The following is an 18,279-nucleotide window of genomic DNA, read 5'->3' on the forward strand; positions in this document are numbered from 1 at the left end:
AGCAATAGGGAAAATTTCAGACAACCCGGCGAGACAGCAACCTGGTCTCAGGAAGACAGGTAGGAGGAGCGGGTCAGGCCCAGACGCAAGGCATCGAGAAATTGCGTGCGCTCGCTGGCACTGATGCGGGCACTGGCGCACTTGTCGCGGTAGTGGGTCATCAGTTCTTCCGGCGACAAGTGCACATAACGCAGCATGTCTTCGATGGTGTCGTGAGTTTCGATACCCGCGTTGTACACGCTGCCATCGGCGTTCTGGTAGATGTTCACCGAGTCGGTGTCACCGAACAGGTTGTGCATGTCGCCGAGGATTTCCTGATAGGCGCCGACCAGGAACACGCCCAACAGGTAGTCTTCGCCTTCATTCAAGCCGTGTACTGGCAGGCTGGTCTCGATGCTCTGCTCGTCGACGTACTGGTTGATCTTGCCGTCGGAGTCGCAGGTCAGATCCTGCAGCACCGCGCGGCGCAGCGGCTCTTCGTCGAGACGGTGCAGCGGGATGATCGGCAGGACCTGATCGATCGCCCAGGTGTCCGGCAGGCTCTGGAATACCGAGAAGTTGCAGATGTACTTGTCGGCCAGTTTGTCGTTGAGCTCGTCGAGCACCTGACGGTGCGAACGCTGACGGGCTTTGAGCGAGTTGTGCAGGCGACGGCACACGGCGAAGTAGCACTGCTCGGCCAAGGCTTTTTCAGCCAGGGTCAGCTTGCCATCGGCGTACTGAGCGGCAACGTCGCTCATGTAGTGGGTGGCGCGCCAGTAGGTTTCGGTGACCATTTCGATATCGGTCGGGCCGAGCAGGTCAACCAGCCACTGCACGGTTTCCGGCAGCGATTCCTTGTTTTCGATCTGCGGGATCTCGTCGTTGTGCTTCTCGACGTCGGTCACCTGCACCACCAGCATGGCGTGGTGCGCGGTCAGCGAGCGGCCGCTTTCGGAGAAGATGTGCGGATGCGGCAGGCTCTGCGCGTCGCAGAATTCCTTGAGCATGCCGACCACGACACCGGCGTAATCGTCCATGTCGTAGTTGATCGAACTGGCGTTGCGCGAGTGTGTGCCGTCGTAGTCGACACCCAGACCGCCACCGACGTCGATGTGATCGACCGGCAGACCGAGATTGCGCAGCTCGCCGTAGTAACGGATCGCTTCCTTGAAGCCGTGCTGATAGTCGGCCAGGTTGGCGATCTGCGAGCCCATGTGGAAGTGCAGCAGGCGGATGCCCTGATCCAGACCGGCCGCGCGGAAGCGTTCGACCACCGACAGCAATTGCGCAGCCGACAGACCGAATTTGGATTTCTCGCCACCCGTGTCCGCCCACTTCGACGAAGCCAGCGACGACAGACGCACGCGCAAGCCGACCTGTGGCTTGACCTTGAGCGAGGCCGCTTCTTCGATCACCAGCGCAACTTCGGACTCTTTCTCGATCACGATGAACACGTTGTGGCCAAGTTTCTGACCCATCAGCGCCAAGCGGATGAACTCGCGGTCCTTGTAACCGTTACAAACGATGGTGCCACCCTTCGGCGCCAGCGCCAGCACGGCCAGCAGCTCCGGCTTGGAGCCGGCTTCCAGACCAATGGAGACGTCCTTGGTGGCGATGATGTTCTCGATCACCGCTTCTTGCTGGTTAACCTTGATCGGGTACAACGCGGTGTACTTGCTCTGGTATTCCAGGCGCTCGATGTTCGCATCGAAGGCGCCGGTCAGCTGGCGTACACGGTCTTGCAGAATGTCGGGAAAACGAACCAGCAACGGCAAGGACAAACCGCTTTTGCGCAGTTGGTCGACTTGCTCGAACAGGTCGATAGGCGAGCTGCTCGGGCCGTTCGGACGAACTTCGACGCGACCGGCGTCATTGATCGCGAAATACCCGGCCCCCCAATGGCGGATCCCGTAAACACTGCGGCTGTCCGCAACTGTCCATTGGCTGCCATCGTCTTTGCGTGTGCGTCGTACGGACATCGAAGTCCCCTATAAAGAAGTCATAGTGCGTCGCCTGATCTCAGGCCGGCGCAGTCTAAAGTATGAAAATGACGATTCGTCAGCGCGGCGGTAGACCGCGCGGACCGCGTGGAGTTTAGAAACCGGTCATGAACAGGCTCTGTGAAAACCATGGAGACGATGCCGGAGCTGAACCTGTCAGAACCGGATCAAGCCGCTGGTGGCTTTCACAGAGGCTGCTAGCCGCCGGATTTCTTCGCTTTGAAACCGTGCTTGATCAGTTCCGCCAAGAGTAGCTCGACATGATCGCCCTGGATTTCGATGATCCCGTCCTTCAACGCCCCGCCGGTGCCGCAACGTTTCTTCAACGTTGTCGCCAGCTCCTTGAGCGCGTCTTCGGCCAGCGGCACGCCGGTGATGGTGGTCACCGTCTTGCCGCCGCGGCCCTTGCTCTCGCGACGCACGCGGGCAATGCCGTCACCGGCAGGGATCACGGTTTGTTTGCAGATACAGGCGTCCACCGGCTGACTGCATTCCGGACAATGACGACCTGCGTCGGTGGAAAATACCAGACCGCCAAGGGCGGCGAAGGATGCGGCTTTTTTGGCCACCGGCAATCCTCTTGGGAGGACAAAGACTGATCGCAACCTTGGGCAAGGTCATCGACCGCGAAGCCCCACTCAGGCAGGGGCAGCGCTACTGCACCGGAATGTGGACTGAACTGTAGGAGCTGCCGCAGGTTGCGATCTTTTGATCCTGATCGTTAAAAGCAAGATCAAAAGATCGCAGCCTTCGGCAGCTCCTACAATAAGTCAGCAGGCCAACATCAAGCGATTCGGTGCAGCTTGAAAAGGTCGCGCAGTGTAACGGCAAAAAACCCAATTGCTAAGTGCCAATCGGCGCCAATTTATGTGTTCTTTGCGACGTCGCTTTGCTGCGCCTTCAGATAGCGCTTCAAAGCGGCCAGAGAGTCCGGGCAATAAGGCTTTTGCCGGATTTCCTGCATGACCTGTTCGACCGAAATGAAGCGCGCTTCCAGGACTTCTTCCGGCTGCAGTTTCAGCGGACCGTCCCACACGGCGGAAAACGCCGAACACCACAGACGGTTGCCGGTGTCCTCGAAGTAAAAATGATCGTGGGCGGTGAGTTCCACACCGCTGACCCCCAACTCTTCCGCCAGCTCACGGGCAGCCGACTCGGCATAGGTTTCGTTGGCCTGCACCATACCGCCTGCCGCCACATCCCAGTAACCGGGGTAGATCGCCTTGCTCAAGGTTCGCCGGTGCACACAAAGCTCACCGGCGGAATTGAACAACATGATGTAAGTGCCGCGACCGATCAGCCCGCGTTCTCGCAGATCGGCACGCACCAAGGCGCCGAGCAGGTTGTCCTGCTCGTCGACCCAGGCGATTTGTTCGGCATCCGAGGCGGCGCGATGGGCCGCCTCTTTGGCGTTTTGACTCATGTATCAGCCCTGATTGAGCAGTTGACGCAAGTCGATGACTGCCGCGTTGGCCCGGGAAATATAGTTGGCCATGACCAGCGAGTGGTTGGCCAATACGCCGAAGCCGCTGCCGTTGAGAATCATCGGGCTCCAAACCGGCTCTTGCGAGGCTTCCAGCTCACGGATGATCTGACGAACGCTGACCGTGGCGTTCTTCTTCGCCAGTACATCGGCGAAGTCGACTTCGATCGCACGCAGCAAGTGCGACAGTGCCCAGGCCTGACCGCGCGCTTCGTAGAAGACATTGTCGATCTGCATCCACGGGGTCTCGACAACTTCTTCGTCAAGCTGCGGCACTTCACCGACGGCCGGGACTTCGGTTTTCAGCGCGGTGTTGAGTTTGACCCGACCAACACTGGCCGACAGCCGTTGCGACAGCGATCCCAGACGCGTGCCGACATCGCCGAGCCAGTTGTTGAGGTTGTCAGCGCGCGCGTAAAACAGCGCGTTTTTCTGCGAAGGGTCAGACAGGCGCGCCTGATAGCGGCTCAGGGAGTTGATGCCTTCCTGATACTCGGACTCACTGGACGGCAGGATCCAGCTCTTGTTGTCGAAGTTGAAACGCGGTTCGGCCTTGGCCAGATCGGAGTCTTCGGCCGATTGCGATTGCGAACGGGCGAAGTCTTTGCGCAAGGCGCGGGTCAGGTCACGGACCTGTACCAGTACGCCGTATTCCCAGCTCGGCGTGTTGTCCATCCACAGGCCTGGGGGAAAACGGTCGTTGGAAATGTAACCGCCCGGTTTATCGAGCAAGGTGCCGGCAACGGTCTTCAGAGTCTCGACCGTGGTGTAGCCGATCACCATCTGCTTGCCCTCTTTCTCGGCGGCCAGTTGCGCGTTTTGCGCCACCGGAAATAACGCCGGCTCCTGGCTCCAGTACCAGCCCAGGCCAATGGTCACTAACAAATAAATACCGAGCAGAGTGGCCAACGCACGGCTGAACAACAGCCCGCCGACATAGCTGCGGGCGGCCGACTTGGGCTCGGCGGCACGTTCAGGCGCGCTGCCCGCGCGGTTTTTCCAGTCCAGCATGGCGATATCCTTTCAATCACTTGGGGTCAACGGTTCGACCACAACCATACAACAACGTGCCAAGGCCGGGCACCTGCGCGTGAAGATATGCCGCAAATGGTGCAGGCGCTCGACGCATCCGTCAGGTCTAAGGGAATCCCTGATGCCATTCACCTGCTATTTCGACGCAGAGCCATTAAAACCTCGTTTGCCCCATTGGTGTGAGACGCACAGAGTTACCTGAAATGTTAGCCGCTATATATTAAGGCGCCCTGCCTACAGGGACTTTGCCGACGTCCAGAGCGAAAACAAAACCACTCGGTCAGAAACTGAATAGTGACGCATTACAGATTATTGACGTACGACACTCGTCTAAGGGAAAAGAGGTGCTAGCATAGAGCCACCAGTCGATCTCAGCATGCACCCTAACTAGTAGTCAGGATATGACCGAGCCAGAAGACCCCAGCCGTGAGCGTCTCAAGCACCACTTTGCCCAGCGGGTAATTCATCAGGCACGTCAGATTCTTGAGATATGGCAGCGCCTGCAACGCAGTGAATGGTCCACCGTCGACCTCGCCGAATTGAGTGAGGCCAACCTGCGCCTGCTGCGCTTTGCCGAGCGCTTCGAACAGCCTGAACACACCCAGCTCGCGCGCCACATCAGTCAGTCGCTGGAAGCAGTGGACGCCAATCGTGGACGCCTGAGCAGTGGCTTGATCACCGACCTCAATCGTTTGATGCAGCGCTTGTCGCGTACCGGCCTGCGCCAAGGCGATCAGCTCGACCAGACCTTCCTGCCGCCGCTGCGCAAGCCCATCTACGTGATGCTGCAGGATCACGACCGTGCCGAGCGGCTGGCCAAGCAACTGGAATTCTTTGGCCTCAGCGCCCAGTCGCTGGACAGCGTCGCGGCGTTTCGCTCATCGATGGTCGAGCGCTTGCCGGCCGCGATCGTCATGGACGTGGATTTCAGTGGTGCCGGCGTCGGCCTGAAACTCGCAGCCGAAGCCCAGGTCGGGCTGGAGGAGCCGTTGCCGTTGCTGTTTTTCAGCCTGCACGAAACCGACACCCCGACGCGCCTCGCGGCCGTGCGCGCCGGCGGCCAGGAATTCCTCACCGGCACCCTCGAAGCGTCGAGCCTGCTGGAAAAGATCGAAGTCCTGACCTGCGTCGCCCAGTACGAACCTTATAAAGTGCTGATCATCGATGACTCCCGCGCCCAGGCCATGCACACCGAACGCCTGCTCAACAGCGCCGGTATCGTCACCCGCACCTTGATCGAACCGATTCAGGCAATGGCTGAACTGGCGGATTTCCAGCCTGACCTGATCATCCTCGACATGTACATGCCAGCCTGCACCGGCACCGAACTGGCCAAGGTGATCCGCCACAACGACCGTTATGTCAGCGTGCCGATCATTTACCTGTCGGCCGAGGACGATCTGGACAAGCAGCTTGACGCCATGAGCGAGGGCGGCGACGACTTCCTGACCAAACCGATCAAGCCGCGTCACCTGATCACCACCGTACGCAACCGAGCTGCCCGTGCGCGCAACTTGAAAGCACGGATGGTGCGCGACAGCCTCACCGGTTTGTATAACCACACGCACATCCTGCAATTGCTCGAAGACTGCTCGTTCCGCGCCCGTCGCGAGAACAAGCCGCTGAGCTTTGCCATGCTCGACATCGACCACTTCAAACGGGTCAACGACAGCCACGGCCACCCGATGGGCGACCGTGTCATCAAGAGCCTTGCACTGTTCCTCAAGCAACGTTTGCGCAAAACCGATTTCATCGGCCGTTACGGCGGCGAAGAGTTCGCCATCGTCATGCCCGACACTGACATGGAAGCCGCGCATAAAGTGCTCGACGAGATCCGCCAGCGCTTCGCCGAAATCCACTACCCGGCACAACCTCATGACTTGTGGTGCACCTTCAGCGCCGGCGTGGTGGAAATGCGCGATGATTCCGACAGCCTGATGATGGCCAGCCAGGCCGACGAAGCGCTGTACCGTGCCAAGGGTGCCGGGCGTAACCGGGTGCAGACGGCGCGGGAATCAAAGCAAAGTGCCACTATTTCATCGGAATCCACCGATTCGGTCATAACCCTGTAATAGAACCGCAATAAATTCAGGCGCTTACCATTTCTGTCGTTGGTAGCTGTCATGCGCCTGAAGTTGCTCACAAATTTTAATACGCTGCTGCTGGTCGCCGTGTGCCTCGCACTCGGCGCCACGCTGTGGTGGTCGCAAAAAGCGCTGGAACGCCCGTATCTGTTGATGGAGCGTTATCTGGGGCTGTCGCAGCAGTTTCAAAACGAGGTGGCGCGCAACGTCGGGGACTACCTCGCCAGTGGCGATGCCTTGCGTTTGAGCAGTGCCAGCCAGGCCATCGACAACGTACAGAAAGAACTTGGTGAACTGCCGCCGGCGCTGGCCGATACGTTGCGCCCGAGCCTGTCAGGCCTCGATGAATTCAGCAAAACCGATTTGCTCGCCGCCGGCAAACTGGCCGGTGATCCGCAGGCATTGCTGTTGCAGGCCGAGCGCGAATTGAGCGCCAGCCTCGACCAGCTCAGCGCCTATGCCAGCGGCAACGCGGCCTACCTGACGCCGCTGCTTGCTGCCTCTCAGCACTTGGGCAAACTCTCACTGGCGCGAGACAAACTGGTCAGCAGCGGGCGCAGTGAACTGGCGGTCGACGTTGAACGCGAAGTCAGCAATATCCGCGCTCAAGCACAGTTGATCGATGCCCTGCCCCTGCTGGGTGTAGTGGCCAGCAACGAATCGAGCAGCGACGATTTCGCGGCGATGATGGGTATCGAAAGCAGCGAAAAAACCGTTGCCGAGGATGCCGGTGTCGGCCTCAAACGTGAACTCAACAGCCTGCTCGGTCGCTACCCGGCAGAGCTTGCACGCACCCGCGAGCAAATCCAGAAACGCAGCGAACTCAGCACCGCCACCCACGCGAAAATCGCTGCCGTACAACACGCCATCGCCGGACTGGAACCGGTGGTGCGTGCCCAGCACGGGCAAATTCAGGGCGAAGTGCGGCTGATGCAAGGCGTGATGATCGGCCTGATTCTGCTGATTGCGCTGCTGATCGACACCTTGCAGCGGCGTCTGGCGCGAACCCTGACCAACCTCGCGCCGGCATTGTCCGTATGGGCCGACGGCGATTTCAGTCGCGACATTCAACTGGGCAAGACCAACCGCGAGCTGCACGACATCGAAGCCTCGCTGAATCGCTTGCGCGCGTATCTGGTGGATCTGGTTGGGACCATTCGCGGCAATGCTGAACAAGTCGCGGGCAGCAGCCGCACCCTCGCCGAGTTGAGCAACGAACTGCACAGCGGCGCCGAACATCAGGCCGGAGACACGGCGCTGATTCGCGATTCGCTCGGCGAACTGGAGGCGACTATCCAGCAAGTTGCCGGGGACGCGCGTCAGGCCGCCGATGCCAGCCGTCATGCCGGTTTGGCTGTCGAGCACGGTCAGACCGTCATCGGCCAGAGCCTCACAGGCCTGCACGCCTTGGTCGGCGAAGTGCAGGGCAATGCGCAGATGATCGAACATCTGGCTGAAGAGTCGGCGACCATTGGCGGCGTGCTGACGGTGATCCGCTCGATTGCCGACCAGACCAATCTACTGGCACTGAACGCAGCGATTGAAGCGGCGCGCGCCGGGGAAATGGGCCGCGGTTTTGCCGTGGTGGCCGAGGAAGTGCGCTCCCTGGCGCAGCGTACGGCCGGGGCGACGGCGGAAATTCAAACCCTGATTGCCGGCCTGCAAACCGCTGCCCGGCAATCGGTCGAAGGCATGCGTGCGCAAGTCGAGCACGCCGAAGCGACGGCGAATCAGGCACAAGCGGCGGACGGTGCGCTGGACAAGATTGTCGGTGCGATCCAGACCATTTCCGACACAGCAATCCGCATCGCCGATATCACCGCGCAGCAAAGTGGCGCGGTCAGCGAGATTCGCGATCACAGCGAGCGGATTCATCAGTTGGGTGGGGATAACTTGCTGCGTATCGGCCGGGGCCGCGAGCAAGGCGAAAACCTGTTGGTACTGGGCGGGCAGTTGCATGAGGCCGTACAAGCCTTCCGCGTCTAAAGAAATTCCCTGTAGGAGCTGCCGCAGGCTGCGATCCTTTGATCTTGCCTTTAAAAGTCAAAAGATCGCAGCCTTCGGCAGCTCCTACACAGTTGCGTGATGCAAATGACCGGATCAGATCACGCGGTCACATATTTTGCGCAAACATCGGCCATCGTGCTGGCTATTGCATAGAACTGGACAGTCATAAAGTCTTTGCGGCATAGTCGCCGGGTTCTGACGACTGCTCATTCATGACAAGGACAACGCAGATGGCAACCCTACTGGTGCTGCACGGCCCCAACCTGAACCTGCTCGGCACCCGCGAACCGGGTACCTATGGGTCGACGACCCTGGCGCAGATCAATCAGGATCTGGAGCGCCGCGCCCGTGAAGCCGGCCATCATCTGCTGCATCTGCAAAGCAATGCCGAGTACGAATTGATCGACCGCATCCACGCCGCACGCGGCGAAGGTGTGGACTTTATCCTGATCAATCCGGCCGCATTTACACATACAAGTGTTGCATTACGTGACGCGTTGCTTGGAGTGAGCATCCCATTCATCGAAGTGCATTTGTCCAACGTGCACAAGCGCGAACCTTTCCGCCATCACTCTTACTTCTCCGACGTAGCGGTGGGAGTGATCTGCGGCCTTGGCGCCAGCGGTTACCGACTGGCCCTGGAGGCTGCACTAGAACAGCTTGAAACACAGGCAACGACTTGAACGACAAGCGTTAAGCGCCCCTGACCGACCCTTGGGAGTTGATGATTCATGGATATCCGTAAAGTTAAGAAACTGATCGAATTGCTGGAAGAGTCCGGCATCGACGAGCTCGAGATCAAGGAAGGCGAAGAGTCCGTACGCATCAGCCGTCACAGCAAGACCCCGGCTCAGCAGTACTACGCGCCTGCACCGATGCAAGCGCCGGTCGCTGCACCAGCCGCCGCTCCTGTAGCTGCAGCTGCTCCGGTTGCCGCTGCTGCCCCGGCGCTGAACGGCACTGTTGCCCGTTCGCCGATGGTCGGCACGTTCTACCGCAAGTCTTCGCCAGCCTCGCCGTCCTTCGTTGAAGTCGGCCAGACCGTGAAGAAAGGCGACACTCTGTGCATCGTTGAAGCCATGAAGATGATGAACCACATCGAAGCTGAAACCAGCGGTGTGATCGAGTCCATCCTCGTCGAAGACGGCCAGCCGGTTGAGTACGACCAACCGCTGTTCACCATCGTTTGAACTGCGGAGAGCCTTTGATGACTGCGAAGTTGGAAAAAGTTCTGATCGCGAACCGCGGTGAGATCGCCCTGCGGATTCTGCGTGCCTGCAAAGAGATGGGCATCAAGACCGTCGCCGTTTACTCCAAGGCCGACAAAGAGCTGATGCACCTGGGTCTGGCAGACGAATCCGTCTGCATCGGCCCGGCCTCGGCCTCTCAGTCTTACCTGCACATCCCGGCCATCATCGCTGCCGCCGAAGTGACTGGCGCTACCGCCATTCACCCAGGCTACGGTTTCCTCGCGGAAAACGCCGATTTTGCCGAGCAGGTCGAGAACTCCGGCTTCGCCTTCATCGGCCCGAAAGCCGACACCATTCGCCTGATGGGCGACAAGGTATCGGCCAAGCACGCGATGATCGAAGCAGGCGTGCCAACCGTTCCAGGTTCTGACGGCCCACTGCCGGAAGACGAAGAAACCGCGCTGCGCATCGGTCGTGAAGTCGGCTACCCGGTGATCATCAAGGCCGCTGGCGGCGGCGGTGGTCGCGGCATGCGCGTGGTGCACAAGGAAGAAGACCTGATCTCGTTCGCCAAACTGACCCGCACCGAAGCAGGCGCGGCGTTTGGCAACCCGATGGTCTATCTGGAAAAATTCCTGACCAACCCGCGTCACGTCGAAGTGCAGGTTCTGTCCGACGGCCAGGGTCACGCCATCCATCTGGGCGACCGCGATTGCTCGCTGCAACGTCGTCACCAGAAGGTTCTCGAAGAAGCGCCGGCACCGGGCATCGACGAGCAGGCTCGCCAGGAAGTTCTGGCTCGCTGCGTCAAGGCGTGCATCGACATCGGCTACCGCGGCGCCGGCACTTTCGAGTTCCTGTACGAGAACGGTCGTTTCTACTTCATCGAAATGAACACTCGTGTTCAGGTGGAGCACCCGGTTTCGGAAATGGTCACCGGTATCGACATCGTCAAGGAGATGCTCAGCATCGCCGCTGGCAACAAACTGTCGTTCACGCAAGATGACGTGGTTATCCGCGGTCACTCGCTGGAATGCCGGATCAACGCTGAAGACCCGAAAACCTTCATGCCGAGCCCGGGCACGGTCAAGCATTTCCACGCGCCAGGCGGCAACGGCGTTCGCGTCGATTCGCACCTGTACAGCGGTTATGCCGTTCCGCCGAACTACGACTCGCTGATCGGCAAGCTGATCACTTACGGCGCTACCCGCGACGAAGCCATGGCCCGCATGCGCAATGCCCTGGACGAAATCGTGGTTGACGGGATCAAGACCAACATCCCGCTGCACCGTGATCTGGTTCGTGACGAAGGCTTCTGCAAAGGGGGCGTGAACATTCACTACCTCGAGCACAAGCTGGCTGGCGAGAAGCACTAAGCTTCAGCCCGCACCAGACAAAGCCGCCTTCGGGCGGCTTTGTTGTTTCTGCAGCAAAGTCAAAAGATCGCAGCCTGCGGCAGCTCCTACAGGGGAACACATTCCAATTGTAGGAGCTGCCGCAGGCTGCGATCTTTTGATCTATAGCCTTTTAACCATGGTCGTGTTCTGCCGCGCGCTCGCGTAAACTTGCGCGCTTCTCGCAGGCCGCTAGTCTGCAATCAATATTTTTCAAAGGTGCCCGCCATGCCTTGGCTGCAAGTACGTCTCGCCATCAGCCCGGAACAAGCCGAAACCTACGAAGACGCTTTCCTTGAAGTGGGCGCTGTTTCGGTGACCTTCATGGACGCCGAAGATCAACCGATCTTCGAGCCGGAACTCAACACCACTCCGCTGTGGGCGCACACTCACCTGCTGGCCCTGTTCGAAGGCGGCACCGAGCCTGCACCCGTGCTGGCCCACCTCGAATTGCTGACCGGCAGCCCGCTGCCCGAGCATCACAGCGAAGTCATCGAAGACCAGGATTGGGAACGCAGCTGGATGGATGGTTTCCAGCCAATGCGTTTCGGCCAGCGCCTGTGGATCGTCCCGAGCTGGCATGCCGCGCCCGAGCCTGACGCAGTCAACCTGCTGCTGGATCCGGGCCTGGCGTTCGGTACCGGCACCCACCCGACCACCGCGCTGTGCCTGGAATGGCTCGACGGCCAGGACCTCAAAGACTGTAACGTGCTGGATTTCGGCTGCGGCTCGGGGATTCTGGCCATCGCCGCCCTGCTGCTCGGCGCTAAAGAAGCCGTCGGCACCGACATCGACGTGCAGGCGCTGGAAGCCTCGCGCGACAATGCCGGGCGCAACAATATCGCCGAGGAGCTGTTCCCGCTGTACCTGCCGCAAGATCTGCCGCAGGTCAAAGCAGACGTGCTGGTCGCCAATATCCTCGCCGGCCCGCTGGTGTCGCTGGCACCGCAATTGTCCAGCCTGGTCAAATCCGGCGGGCGCCTGGCGCTGTCGGGCATTCTTGCCGAACAAGGTGAAGAAGTCGCTGCTGCCTACGCTCAGGACTTCGATCTCGACCCGATCGCCAATCGCGATGGCTGGGTGCGCATCACCGGGCGTCGGCGCTAGAATGGCCGCCTGCATAATCCGGATCGCCGCATGACCGACAGCTTCGTCACTCAGTGCCCGCATTGCCAAACCAGCTTCCGTGTCAGCCACGCTCAATTGAGCGTGGCCCGCGGGGTGGTTCGCTGCGGCTCCTGCCTGCAAGTGTTCAACGCCGCCAAACAGCTGCTTGAACAGCACGCGGGCAAGGACGCGGTGACGCCGGTTGCACCTGCCAATGCCGAACAACTGCCGGTTGCACCACCGCCGGTGGTTGAATCGCCCGCGGTCGTTGAGCCACCTGTCACCCGCGCCATCAGCCAAAAGCAATGGAGCGCCTCGGAGCTGGACCTCGACAGTCTCGACCTGGACGAAGAACTCGCCCGCCTCGAACAACGGGAAATCCAGCCAACCACCGAATTCGGTCGTCCGCGCGAAGATTCCCTGAGTGCCCGTCGTGACAGTCCGGAACCGGATGAAGCGGTCTGGTCCGACAGCCTGTTCAGCAAGCCTGCCGACGAGAGAGCGGAGCCTGAAGCCGAACCGGAAGTTGTCGAGGAACCGATCAAAGCCGCACGCACCGAGCCCTCGCTGTCGCTGGAGCCGGTGGATCTGGATGATGAACCGGCGATCCCGCAATTGCGCCTGCACGATCCGATCGATCCGAATTCCCGCCGTGAGCGCCTCTCCGCGAGTGACGACAGCGATGACGATCTGCCATTGCTCGAACCGCAGCGCAAAAAACGTGAGCGCGCAGACCCCGGTGTACGCGCCGAAGTCTTGCAGGACCTGACTGACGATCCGCTGCAACTGGACTGGCAGAAGCGCCGCTCACCCTGGGCCCGTCGCCTGCTTTGGCTGCTGTTGGTGTTGCTCGCCGCTGGCGGGCTCGCTGCCCAGTACATCGCCTACCATTTCGACGAACTGGCGCGGCAGGATCAATACCGCCCATGGTTCCAGCAAGTCTGCCCGCAAATCGGCTGCACGGTGCCGTCCAAGGTCGACATTGCCAGAATCAAAAGCAGCAACCTGGTAGTGCGCAGCCATCCGGAGTTCAACGGCGCGCTGGTGGTCGACGCGATCATTTATAACCGCGCAACGTTCTCCCAGCCGTTTCCGCTGCTGGAGCTGCGGTTTGCCGACCTAAACGGCCACCTGATCGCCAGTCGGCGCTTCAAACCCGGCGAATACTTGAGCGGCGATCTCGAAGGTTTGGCAGAAATGCCGCCACAAACGCCGATCCACATCGCGCTGGATATTCTCGATCCAGGCCCTAAAGCGGTGAATTACAGCCTGAGTTTTCACTCGCCCGAGTGAATCGCTTCATCGTTTCTGAATTGACGGCAATTTTCTGACTGCGCGCCGGGCTACCGAACCGCTGGCGATAAGAAAATAACTGTTCAGATTTTGTTCAATTCAGCCTTTATCCAGTCATCGAGAGCGGGTATCATGCCAACCCTTTTTCGAACTCTCATGATCCGGCCCCACTTCAGGGAAGTCCTATGTCGGCGGTACGCATCGGCCCATATACATTACAGAACGGCTTGATTCTCGCCCCGATGGCGGGGGTCACCGACCAGCCCTTTCGTCAGCTTTGCAAGCGTTTGGGCGCAGGGCTTGTGGTCTCGGAAATGGTCACCAGTGACATGAGCCTGTGGAACACCCGCAAGTCGCGCATGCGCATGATCCACGAAGGCGATCCCGAGCCACGCTCGGTACAGATTGCCGGTGGTGATGCACAGATGCTGGCAAATGCGGCCCGCGCCAACGTCGAACTGGGCGCACAGATTATTGATATCAACATGGGTTGCCCGGCAAAGAAGGTCTGCAACAAGGCCGCCGGCTCCGCGTTGTTGAAAGATGAAGCACTGGTGACCGAGATCCTGCAGGCCGTCGTGGCGGCGGTTGATGTGCCGGTCACCCTGAAGATCCGCACTGGCTGGGATCGCGACAACAAGAACGGTCTGACCGTGGCGAAGATCGCCGAGCAGGCCGGGATCACCGCGCTGGCAGTGCATGGCCGCACTCGCGCCGATCTGTACAAAGGTGAAGCCGAGTACGACACGATTGCCGCGATCAAGCAGGCCGTGTCGATCCCGGTGTTTGCCAATGGCGATATCGATTCGCCGGAAAAGGCCCGTTACGTACTCGATGCGACCGGTGCCGATGGCCTGTTGGTAGGCCGAGCCGCCCAAGGGCGGCCATGGATTTTTCGCGAGATCGATCACTTCCTGCGCACTGGCGAGAAATTGCCGGCACCGGAGCTGATCGAGGTGGAACACATTCTGCTAGAGCATCTGGCCGCACTTCACGCTTTCTATGGGGATGTGATGGGCGTGCGTATTGCTCGAAAGCATGTGGGCTGGTATCTCGCAACCTTGCCGGGCGCCAAGGAGTTTCGCGCCCACTTCAATCGTTTGGATGGTACGGAAACACAATGCGCCAATGTTCGGGAGTTCTTCGCCGAGCATTACAAGAGCCTGACAGGGGACGAAGAAGGGGTGGCCGCATGACGATGATGACCGAGACTTTAGTGAGTGGAACAGCACCCGTGAGCGACAACGTGAATTTGAAACAGCACCTCAATACACCAAGCGAAGAAGGTCAGACCCTTCGCGGGAGTGTCGAGAAGGCGCTGCACAATTATTTCGCCCACCTTGAGGGCGCGTCCGTCACGGATGTGTACAACCTGGTGCTCTCCGAAGTCGAGGCTCCCCTGCTCGAAAGCGTGATGAACTACGTCAAGGGCAACCAGACCAAGGCCAGCGAGCTGCTCGGACTCAACCGAGGCACGCTGCGCAAGAAACTCAAGCAGTACGATCTGCTGTAAGCATTCAATCAAACCAGAAAGGCGCCCGCGTAAAACCGGTCGCCTTTTTTGCTGACTTCCTTTGCTTTTGATGGAAATTGAGATGACCGACCAGACTACCCGCCTGCCGATCCGCCGCGCCTTGATCAGCGTTTCCGACAAGACCGGGATCCTCGAATTCGCCAAGGAGCTTGAAGCCCTGGGCGTCGAGATCCTCTCCACCGGCGGAACGTTCAAGCTGCTGCGCGACAACGGCGTTGCCGCAGTGGAAGTCGCGGATTACACCGGTTTCGCAGAGATGATGGACGGTCGGGTGAAGACCCTGCACCCGAAAATCCACGGTGGCATCCTCGGTCGTCGCGGTATCGACGACGCCATCATGAACGAACACGGCATCAAGCCGATCGATCTGGTCGCGGTCAACCTGTACCCGTTCGAAGCGACCATCAACAAGCCAGGTTGCGACCTGCCGACCGCCATCGAGAACATCGACATCGGCGGCCCGACCATGGTCCGTTCGGCAGCAAAAAACCATAAAGACGTCGCGATCGTGGTCAATGCCAGCGATTACGCCAACGTCCTCGAAAACCTCAAATCCGGCGGTCTGACCTACGCTCAGCGTTTCGACCTGATGCTCAAGGCGTTCGAACACACTGCTGCCTACGACGGCATGATCGCCAACTACATGGGCACCGTGAACCAGGCCGCTGAAACCCTGAGCACCGAAGGCCGCAGCGAATTCCCACGCACCTTCAACAGCCAGTTCATCAAGGCTCAGGAAATGCGCTACGGCGAGAACCCGCACCAGAGCGCGGCGTTCTATGTGGAAGCCAAACCTGCCGAAGTCGGCATCGCTACCGCGACCCAACTGCAAGGCAAAGAGCTGTCGTACAACAACGTGGCCGACACCGACGCTGCGCTGGAATGTGTGAAGAGCTTCGTCAAGCCAGCCTGCGTGATCGTCAAGCATGCCAACCCGTGCGGCGTGGCGGTGAGCCCGGACGCCGAAGGCGGCATCCGTCAGGCCTACGAACTGGCTTACGCCACCGACACCGAATCGGCGTTCGGCGGCATCATCGCCTTCAACCGTGAACTGGATGCCGAGACCGCCAAAGCGATCGTCGAGCGTCAGTTCGTTGAAGTCATCATCGCCCCTTCCGTGAGCGAAGAAGCCCGCGCCATCGTTGCCGCCAAAGCCAACGTGCGCCTGCTGGCCTGCGGCGAGTGGTCGGCTGACCGCGCTGCCGCTTGGGATTACAAGCGCGTCAACGGCGGCCTGCTGGTACAAAGCCGCGACATCGGCATGATCGGCAGCGAAGACCTGAAAGTCGTGACCAAGCGTGCACCGACCGAACAGGAAATCAACGACCTGATCTTCGCCTGGAAAGTGGCCAAGTACGTCAAATCCAACGCAATCGTCTACGCCAAGAACCGTCAGACCATCGGTGTCGGCGCTGGCCAGATGAGCCGCGTAAACTCCGCACGTATCGCTGCGATCAAGGCTGAACACGCGGGTCTGCAAGTTGCGGGTTCGGTGATGGCGTCGGACGCGTTCTTCCCGTTCCGCGACGGTCTGGACAATGCGGCCAAGGTCGGCATCACTGCGGTGATCCAGCCAGGTGGCTCGATGCGTGATGCTGAAGTGATTGCCGCTGCTGATGAAGCCGGCATCGCGATGGTGTTCACCGGCATGCGCCACTTCCGTCACTGATACACGCTCCCTCTGTGCAGAAGCTTTGTAGGAGCTGCCGGAGGCTGCGATCTTTTGATCTTGTTTTTGAGATCAAGATCAAAAGATCGCAGCCTCCGGCAGCTCCTACAGGGTTTGCACACAGAGGTTTTGCAGCGCTTTACAGAATTTGAGGTTTTTGAAATGAATGTTTTGATCATTGGCAGCGGTGGCCGTGAACACGCTCTGGCCTGGAAAGTGGCTCAGGATCCGCGCGTGCAGAAGGTTTTTGTTGCCCCGGGCAACGCCGGCACGGCGATTGAAGCCAAGTGCGAGAACGTCGCCATTGACGTGCTGGCCCTTGAGCAACTCGCCGATTTCGCCGAGAAAAACGTTTCCCTGACCATCGTCGGCCCGGAAGTGCCGCTGGTCGCTGGCGTTGTCGACCTGTTCCGCTCCCGTGGCCTGGACTGCTTCGGTCCGACCGCCGGCGCTGCGCAGCTGGAAGGCTCGAAAGCGTTCACCAAGGACTTCCTGGCGCGCCACAAGATCCCGACCGCCGACTACCAGAATTTCACCGAGATCGAGCCAGCCCTGGCTTATCTGCGTGAAAAAGGCGCACCGATCGTGATCAAGGCCGATGGCCTGGCCGCCGGTAAAGGCGTGATCGTTGCCATGACCCTGGCCGAAGCAGAAGACGCCGTGCGCGACATGCTTGCCGGCAATGCTTTCGGCGATGCCGGTTCGCGCGTGGTCATCGAAGAATTCCTCGACGGCGAAGAAGCTTCGTTCATCGTCATGGTCGACGGCAAGAATGTCCTGCCGATGGCCACCAGTCAGGACCACAAACGCGTCGGCGACGGCGACAGCGGCCCGAACACCGGCGGCATGGGTGCTTACTCCCCTGCCCCGGTAGTCACCGCCGATGTGCACAAGCGCGTGATGGACCTGGTGATCTGGCCGACCGTGCGCGGCATGGCCGAAGAAGGCAACGTCTACACTGGCTTCCTGTACGCCGGTCTGATGATCGACAAGGCCGGCAACCCGAAAGTCATCGAGTTCAACTGCCGTTTCGGTGATCCGGAAACCCAACCGGTGATGCTGCGCTTGCAGTCGAGCCTGGTGCTGCTGGTTGAAGCCGCTCTGGCGCAAGCGCTGGACAAGATCGAAGCGCAGTGGGATCCACGTCCGAGCGTTGGCATCGTGCTGGCCGCTGGCGGCTACCCGGGCGACTACGCCAAAGGCGCGGCGATCAATGGTCTGGACGCTGCGGCAAGCCTGGAAGGCAAAGTCTTCCACGCCGGCACCGCACTGAAAGATGGCCAGGTCGTGACCGCCGGTGGTCGCGTACTCTGCGCCACCGCAATGGGCGCCAGCGTCAGTGAAGCCCAACAGCAAGCCTACAAGCTGGCGGCCGCGATCGACTGGGAAGGCAGCTTCTACCGCAAGGACATTGGCTACCGCGCCATTGCCCGTGAACGTGGCGAAACCCAGGAATAAGCAGTCCTTGAAGTCCGGCGAAGGAGACCGCTCCTCGCCGGGCTGT

Annotated in this window: 15 protein-coding genes; 11 read left to right on the top strand and 4 right to left on the bottom strand. The window is 60.0% G+C overall.

Going from position 1 to position 18,279, the window contains the following annotated elements; all coding sequences use genetic code 11:
- Nucleotides 1-47: 47 nt before the first annotated feature.
- From speA to ICA16_RS17280, 4 genes are all read right to left on the bottom strand, one after another.
- The gene (gene speA, locus ICA16_RS17265) at nucleotides 48-1,961 is read right to left on the bottom strand and encodes an arginine decarboxylase (RefSeq protein WP_210701119.1); all 1,914 of its coding nucleotides are present in this window, start codon (nucleotides 1,959-1,961) and stop codon (nucleotides 48-50) included.
- 218 nt (nucleotides 1,962-2,179) lie between these two features.
- Nucleotides 2,180-2,551 carry a translation initiation factor Sui1 gene (locus ICA16_RS17270; protein ID WP_016984929.1) on the bottom strand — a complete coding sequence of 124 codons (372 nt, stop codon included), beginning with the start codon at nucleotides 2,549-2,551 and terminating at the stop codon, nucleotides 2,180-2,182.
- A gap of 296 nt (nucleotides 2,552-2,847) precedes the next feature.
- Nucleotides 2,848-3,405 (bottom strand): NUDIX hydrolase, encoded by a 558-nt coding sequence (locus ICA16_RS17275; protein ID WP_210701120.1) that lies wholly within the window; start codon nucleotides 3,403-3,405, stop codon nucleotides 2,848-2,850.
- A 3-nt stretch (nucleotides 3,406-3,408) separates the two neighbouring features.
- On the bottom strand, nucleotides 3,409-4,476 hold the full coding sequence (locus ICA16_RS17280; protein WP_150617947.1) for a DUF2333 family protein: 1,068 nt from the start codon (nucleotides 4,474-4,476) through the stop codon (nucleotides 3,409-3,411).
- A 422-nt stretch (nucleotides 4,477-4,898) separates the two neighbouring features.
- Between ICA16_RS17280 and gcbA the strand changes: the two genes are divergently transcribed.
- From gcbA to purD, 11 genes are all read left to right on the top strand, one after another.
- Nucleotides 4,899-6,569 carry a diguanylate cyclase GcbA gene (gene gcbA / locus ICA16_RS17285; RefSeq protein ID WP_210554205.1) on the top strand — a complete coding sequence of 557 codons (1,671 nt, stop codon included), beginning with the start codon at nucleotides 4,899-4,901 and terminating at the stop codon, nucleotides 6,567-6,569.
- Between the two features lie 954 nt (nucleotides 6,570-7,523).
- Nucleotides 7,524-8,567: a methyl-accepting chemotaxis protein gene (locus tag ICA16_RS28475; protein WP_414704748.1), complete on the top strand. Its 1,044-nt coding sequence runs from the start codon at nucleotides 7,524-7,526 to the stop codon at nucleotides 8,565-8,567.
- Nucleotides 8,568-8,818: 251 nt separating this feature from the next.
- The gene (aroQ, locus tag ICA16_RS17295; protein ID WP_025111759.1) at nucleotides 8,819-9,271 is read left to right on the top strand and encodes a type II 3-dehydroquinate dehydratase; all 453 of its coding nucleotides are present in this window, start codon (nucleotides 8,819-8,821) and stop codon (nucleotides 9,269-9,271) included.
- 48 nt (nucleotides 9,272-9,319) lie between these two features.
- A complete protein-coding gene (accB, locus tag ICA16_RS17300; RefSeq protein ID WP_150602560.1) occupies nucleotides 9,320-9,778 on the top strand; it encodes an acetyl-CoA carboxylase biotin carboxyl carrier protein in 459 nt (152 codons plus the stop codon).
- Nucleotides 9,779-9,795: 17 nt separating this feature from the next.
- Entirely contained in the window at nucleotides 9,796-11,154 is a 1,359-nt protein-coding gene (gene accC / locus ICA16_RS17305) for an acetyl-CoA carboxylase biotin carboxylase subunit (RefSeq protein ID WP_150602561.1), read from the top strand.
- Nucleotides 11,155-11,400: 246 nt separating this feature from the next.
- Nucleotides 11,401-12,279, top strand: coding sequence for a 50S ribosomal protein L11 methyltransferase (prmA, locus tag ICA16_RS17310; protein WP_210701122.1), 879 nt, complete (start codon nucleotides 11,401-11,403; stop codon nucleotides 12,277-12,279).
- A 30-nt stretch (nucleotides 12,280-12,309) separates the two neighbouring features.
- Nucleotides 12,310-13,572: a DUF3426 domain-containing protein gene (locus tag ICA16_RS17315; protein ID WP_150617951.1), complete on the top strand. Its 1,263-nt coding sequence runs from the start codon at nucleotides 12,310-12,312 to the stop codon at nucleotides 13,570-13,572.
- A gap of 185 nt (nucleotides 13,573-13,757) precedes the next feature.
- On the top strand, nucleotides 13,758-14,768 hold the full coding sequence (gene dusB / locus ICA16_RS17320) for a tRNA dihydrouridine synthase DusB (protein ID WP_150602564.1): 1,011 nt from the start codon (nucleotides 13,758-13,760) through the stop codon (nucleotides 14,766-14,768).
- Complete coding sequence (fis, locus tag ICA16_RS17325) at nucleotides 14,765-15,085, top strand: DNA-binding transcriptional regulator Fis (RefSeq protein WP_003221275.1); 321 nt, start codon at nucleotides 14,765-14,767, stop codon at nucleotides 15,083-15,085. The genes dusB and fis overlap by 4 nt, the downstream gene beginning before the upstream one ends.
- Before the next feature lie 82 nt (nucleotides 15,086-15,167).
- Nucleotides 15,168-16,775, top strand: a complete 1,608-nt coding sequence (gene purH / locus ICA16_RS17330; protein ID WP_047299539.1) for a bifunctional phosphoribosylaminoimidazolecarboxamide formyltransferase/IMP cyclohydrolase — start codon at nucleotides 15,168-15,170, stop codon at nucleotides 16,773-16,775.
- Nucleotides 16,776-16,937: 162 nt separating this feature from the next.
- Nucleotides 16,938-18,233 carry a phosphoribosylamine--glycine ligase gene (purD, locus tag ICA16_RS17335; protein WP_150617952.1) on the top strand — a complete coding sequence of 432 codons (1,296 nt, stop codon included), beginning with the start codon at nucleotides 16,938-16,940 and terminating at the stop codon, nucleotides 18,231-18,233.
- Nucleotides 18,234-18,279 lie beyond the last annotated feature (46 nt).

It is taken from the genome of Pseudomonas anatoliensis, from assembly GCF_017976235.1.
Classification (GTDB): domain Bacteria; phylum Pseudomonadota; class Gammaproteobacteria; order Pseudomonadales; family Pseudomonadaceae; genus Aquipseudomonas; species Aquipseudomonas anatoliensis.

Coding starts and splice junctions, on each gene's coding strand:
- dusB (WP_150602564.1), top strand. CDS start 13,758: ATGTCGGCGGTACGCATCGGCCCATATACATTACAGAACGGCTTGATT.
- gcbA (WP_210554205.1), top strand. CDS start 4,899: ATGACCGAGCCAGAAGACCCCAGCCGTGAGCGTCTCAAGCACCACTTT.
- ICA16_RS28475 (WP_414704748.1), top strand. CDS start 7,524: ATGATCGGCCTGATTCTGCTGATTGCGCTGCTGATCGACACCTTGCAG.
- accC (WP_150602561.1), top strand. CDS start 9,796: ATGACTGCGAAGTTGGAAAAAGTTCTGATCGCGAACCGCGGTGAGATC.
- ICA16_RS17275 (WP_210701120.1), bottom strand. CDS start 3,405: ATGAGTCAAAACGCCAAAGAGGCGGCCCATCGCGCCGCCTCGGATGCC.
- ICA16_RS17315 (WP_150617951.1), top strand. CDS start 12,310: ATGACCGACAGCTTCGTCACTCAGTGCCCGCATTGCCAAACCAGCTTC.
- aroQ (WP_025111759.1), top strand. CDS start 8,819: ATGGCAACCCTACTGGTGCTGCACGGCCCCAACCTGAACCTGCTCGGC.
- accB (WP_150602560.1), top strand. CDS start 9,320: ATGGATATCCGTAAAGTTAAGAAACTGATCGAATTGCTGGAAGAGTCC.
- ICA16_RS17280 (WP_150617947.1), bottom strand. CDS start 4,476: ATGCTGGACTGGAAAAACCGCGCGGGCAGCGCGCCTGAACGTGCCGCC.
- prmA (WP_210701122.1), top strand. CDS start 11,401: ATGCCTTGGCTGCAAGTACGTCTCGCCATCAGCCCGGAACAAGCCGAA.
- purH (WP_047299539.1), top strand. CDS start 15,168: ATGACCGACCAGACTACCCGCCTGCCGATCCGCCGCGCCTTGATCAGC.
- fis (WP_003221275.1), top strand. CDS start 14,765: ATGACGATGATGACCGAGACTTTAGTGAGTGGAACAGCACCCGTGAGC.
- purD (WP_150617952.1), top strand. CDS start 16,938: ATGAATGTTTTGATCATTGGCAGCGGTGGCCGTGAACACGCTCTGGCC.
- speA (WP_210701119.1), bottom strand. CDS start 1,961: ATGTCCGTACGACGCACACGCAAAGACGATGGCAGCCAATGGACAGTT.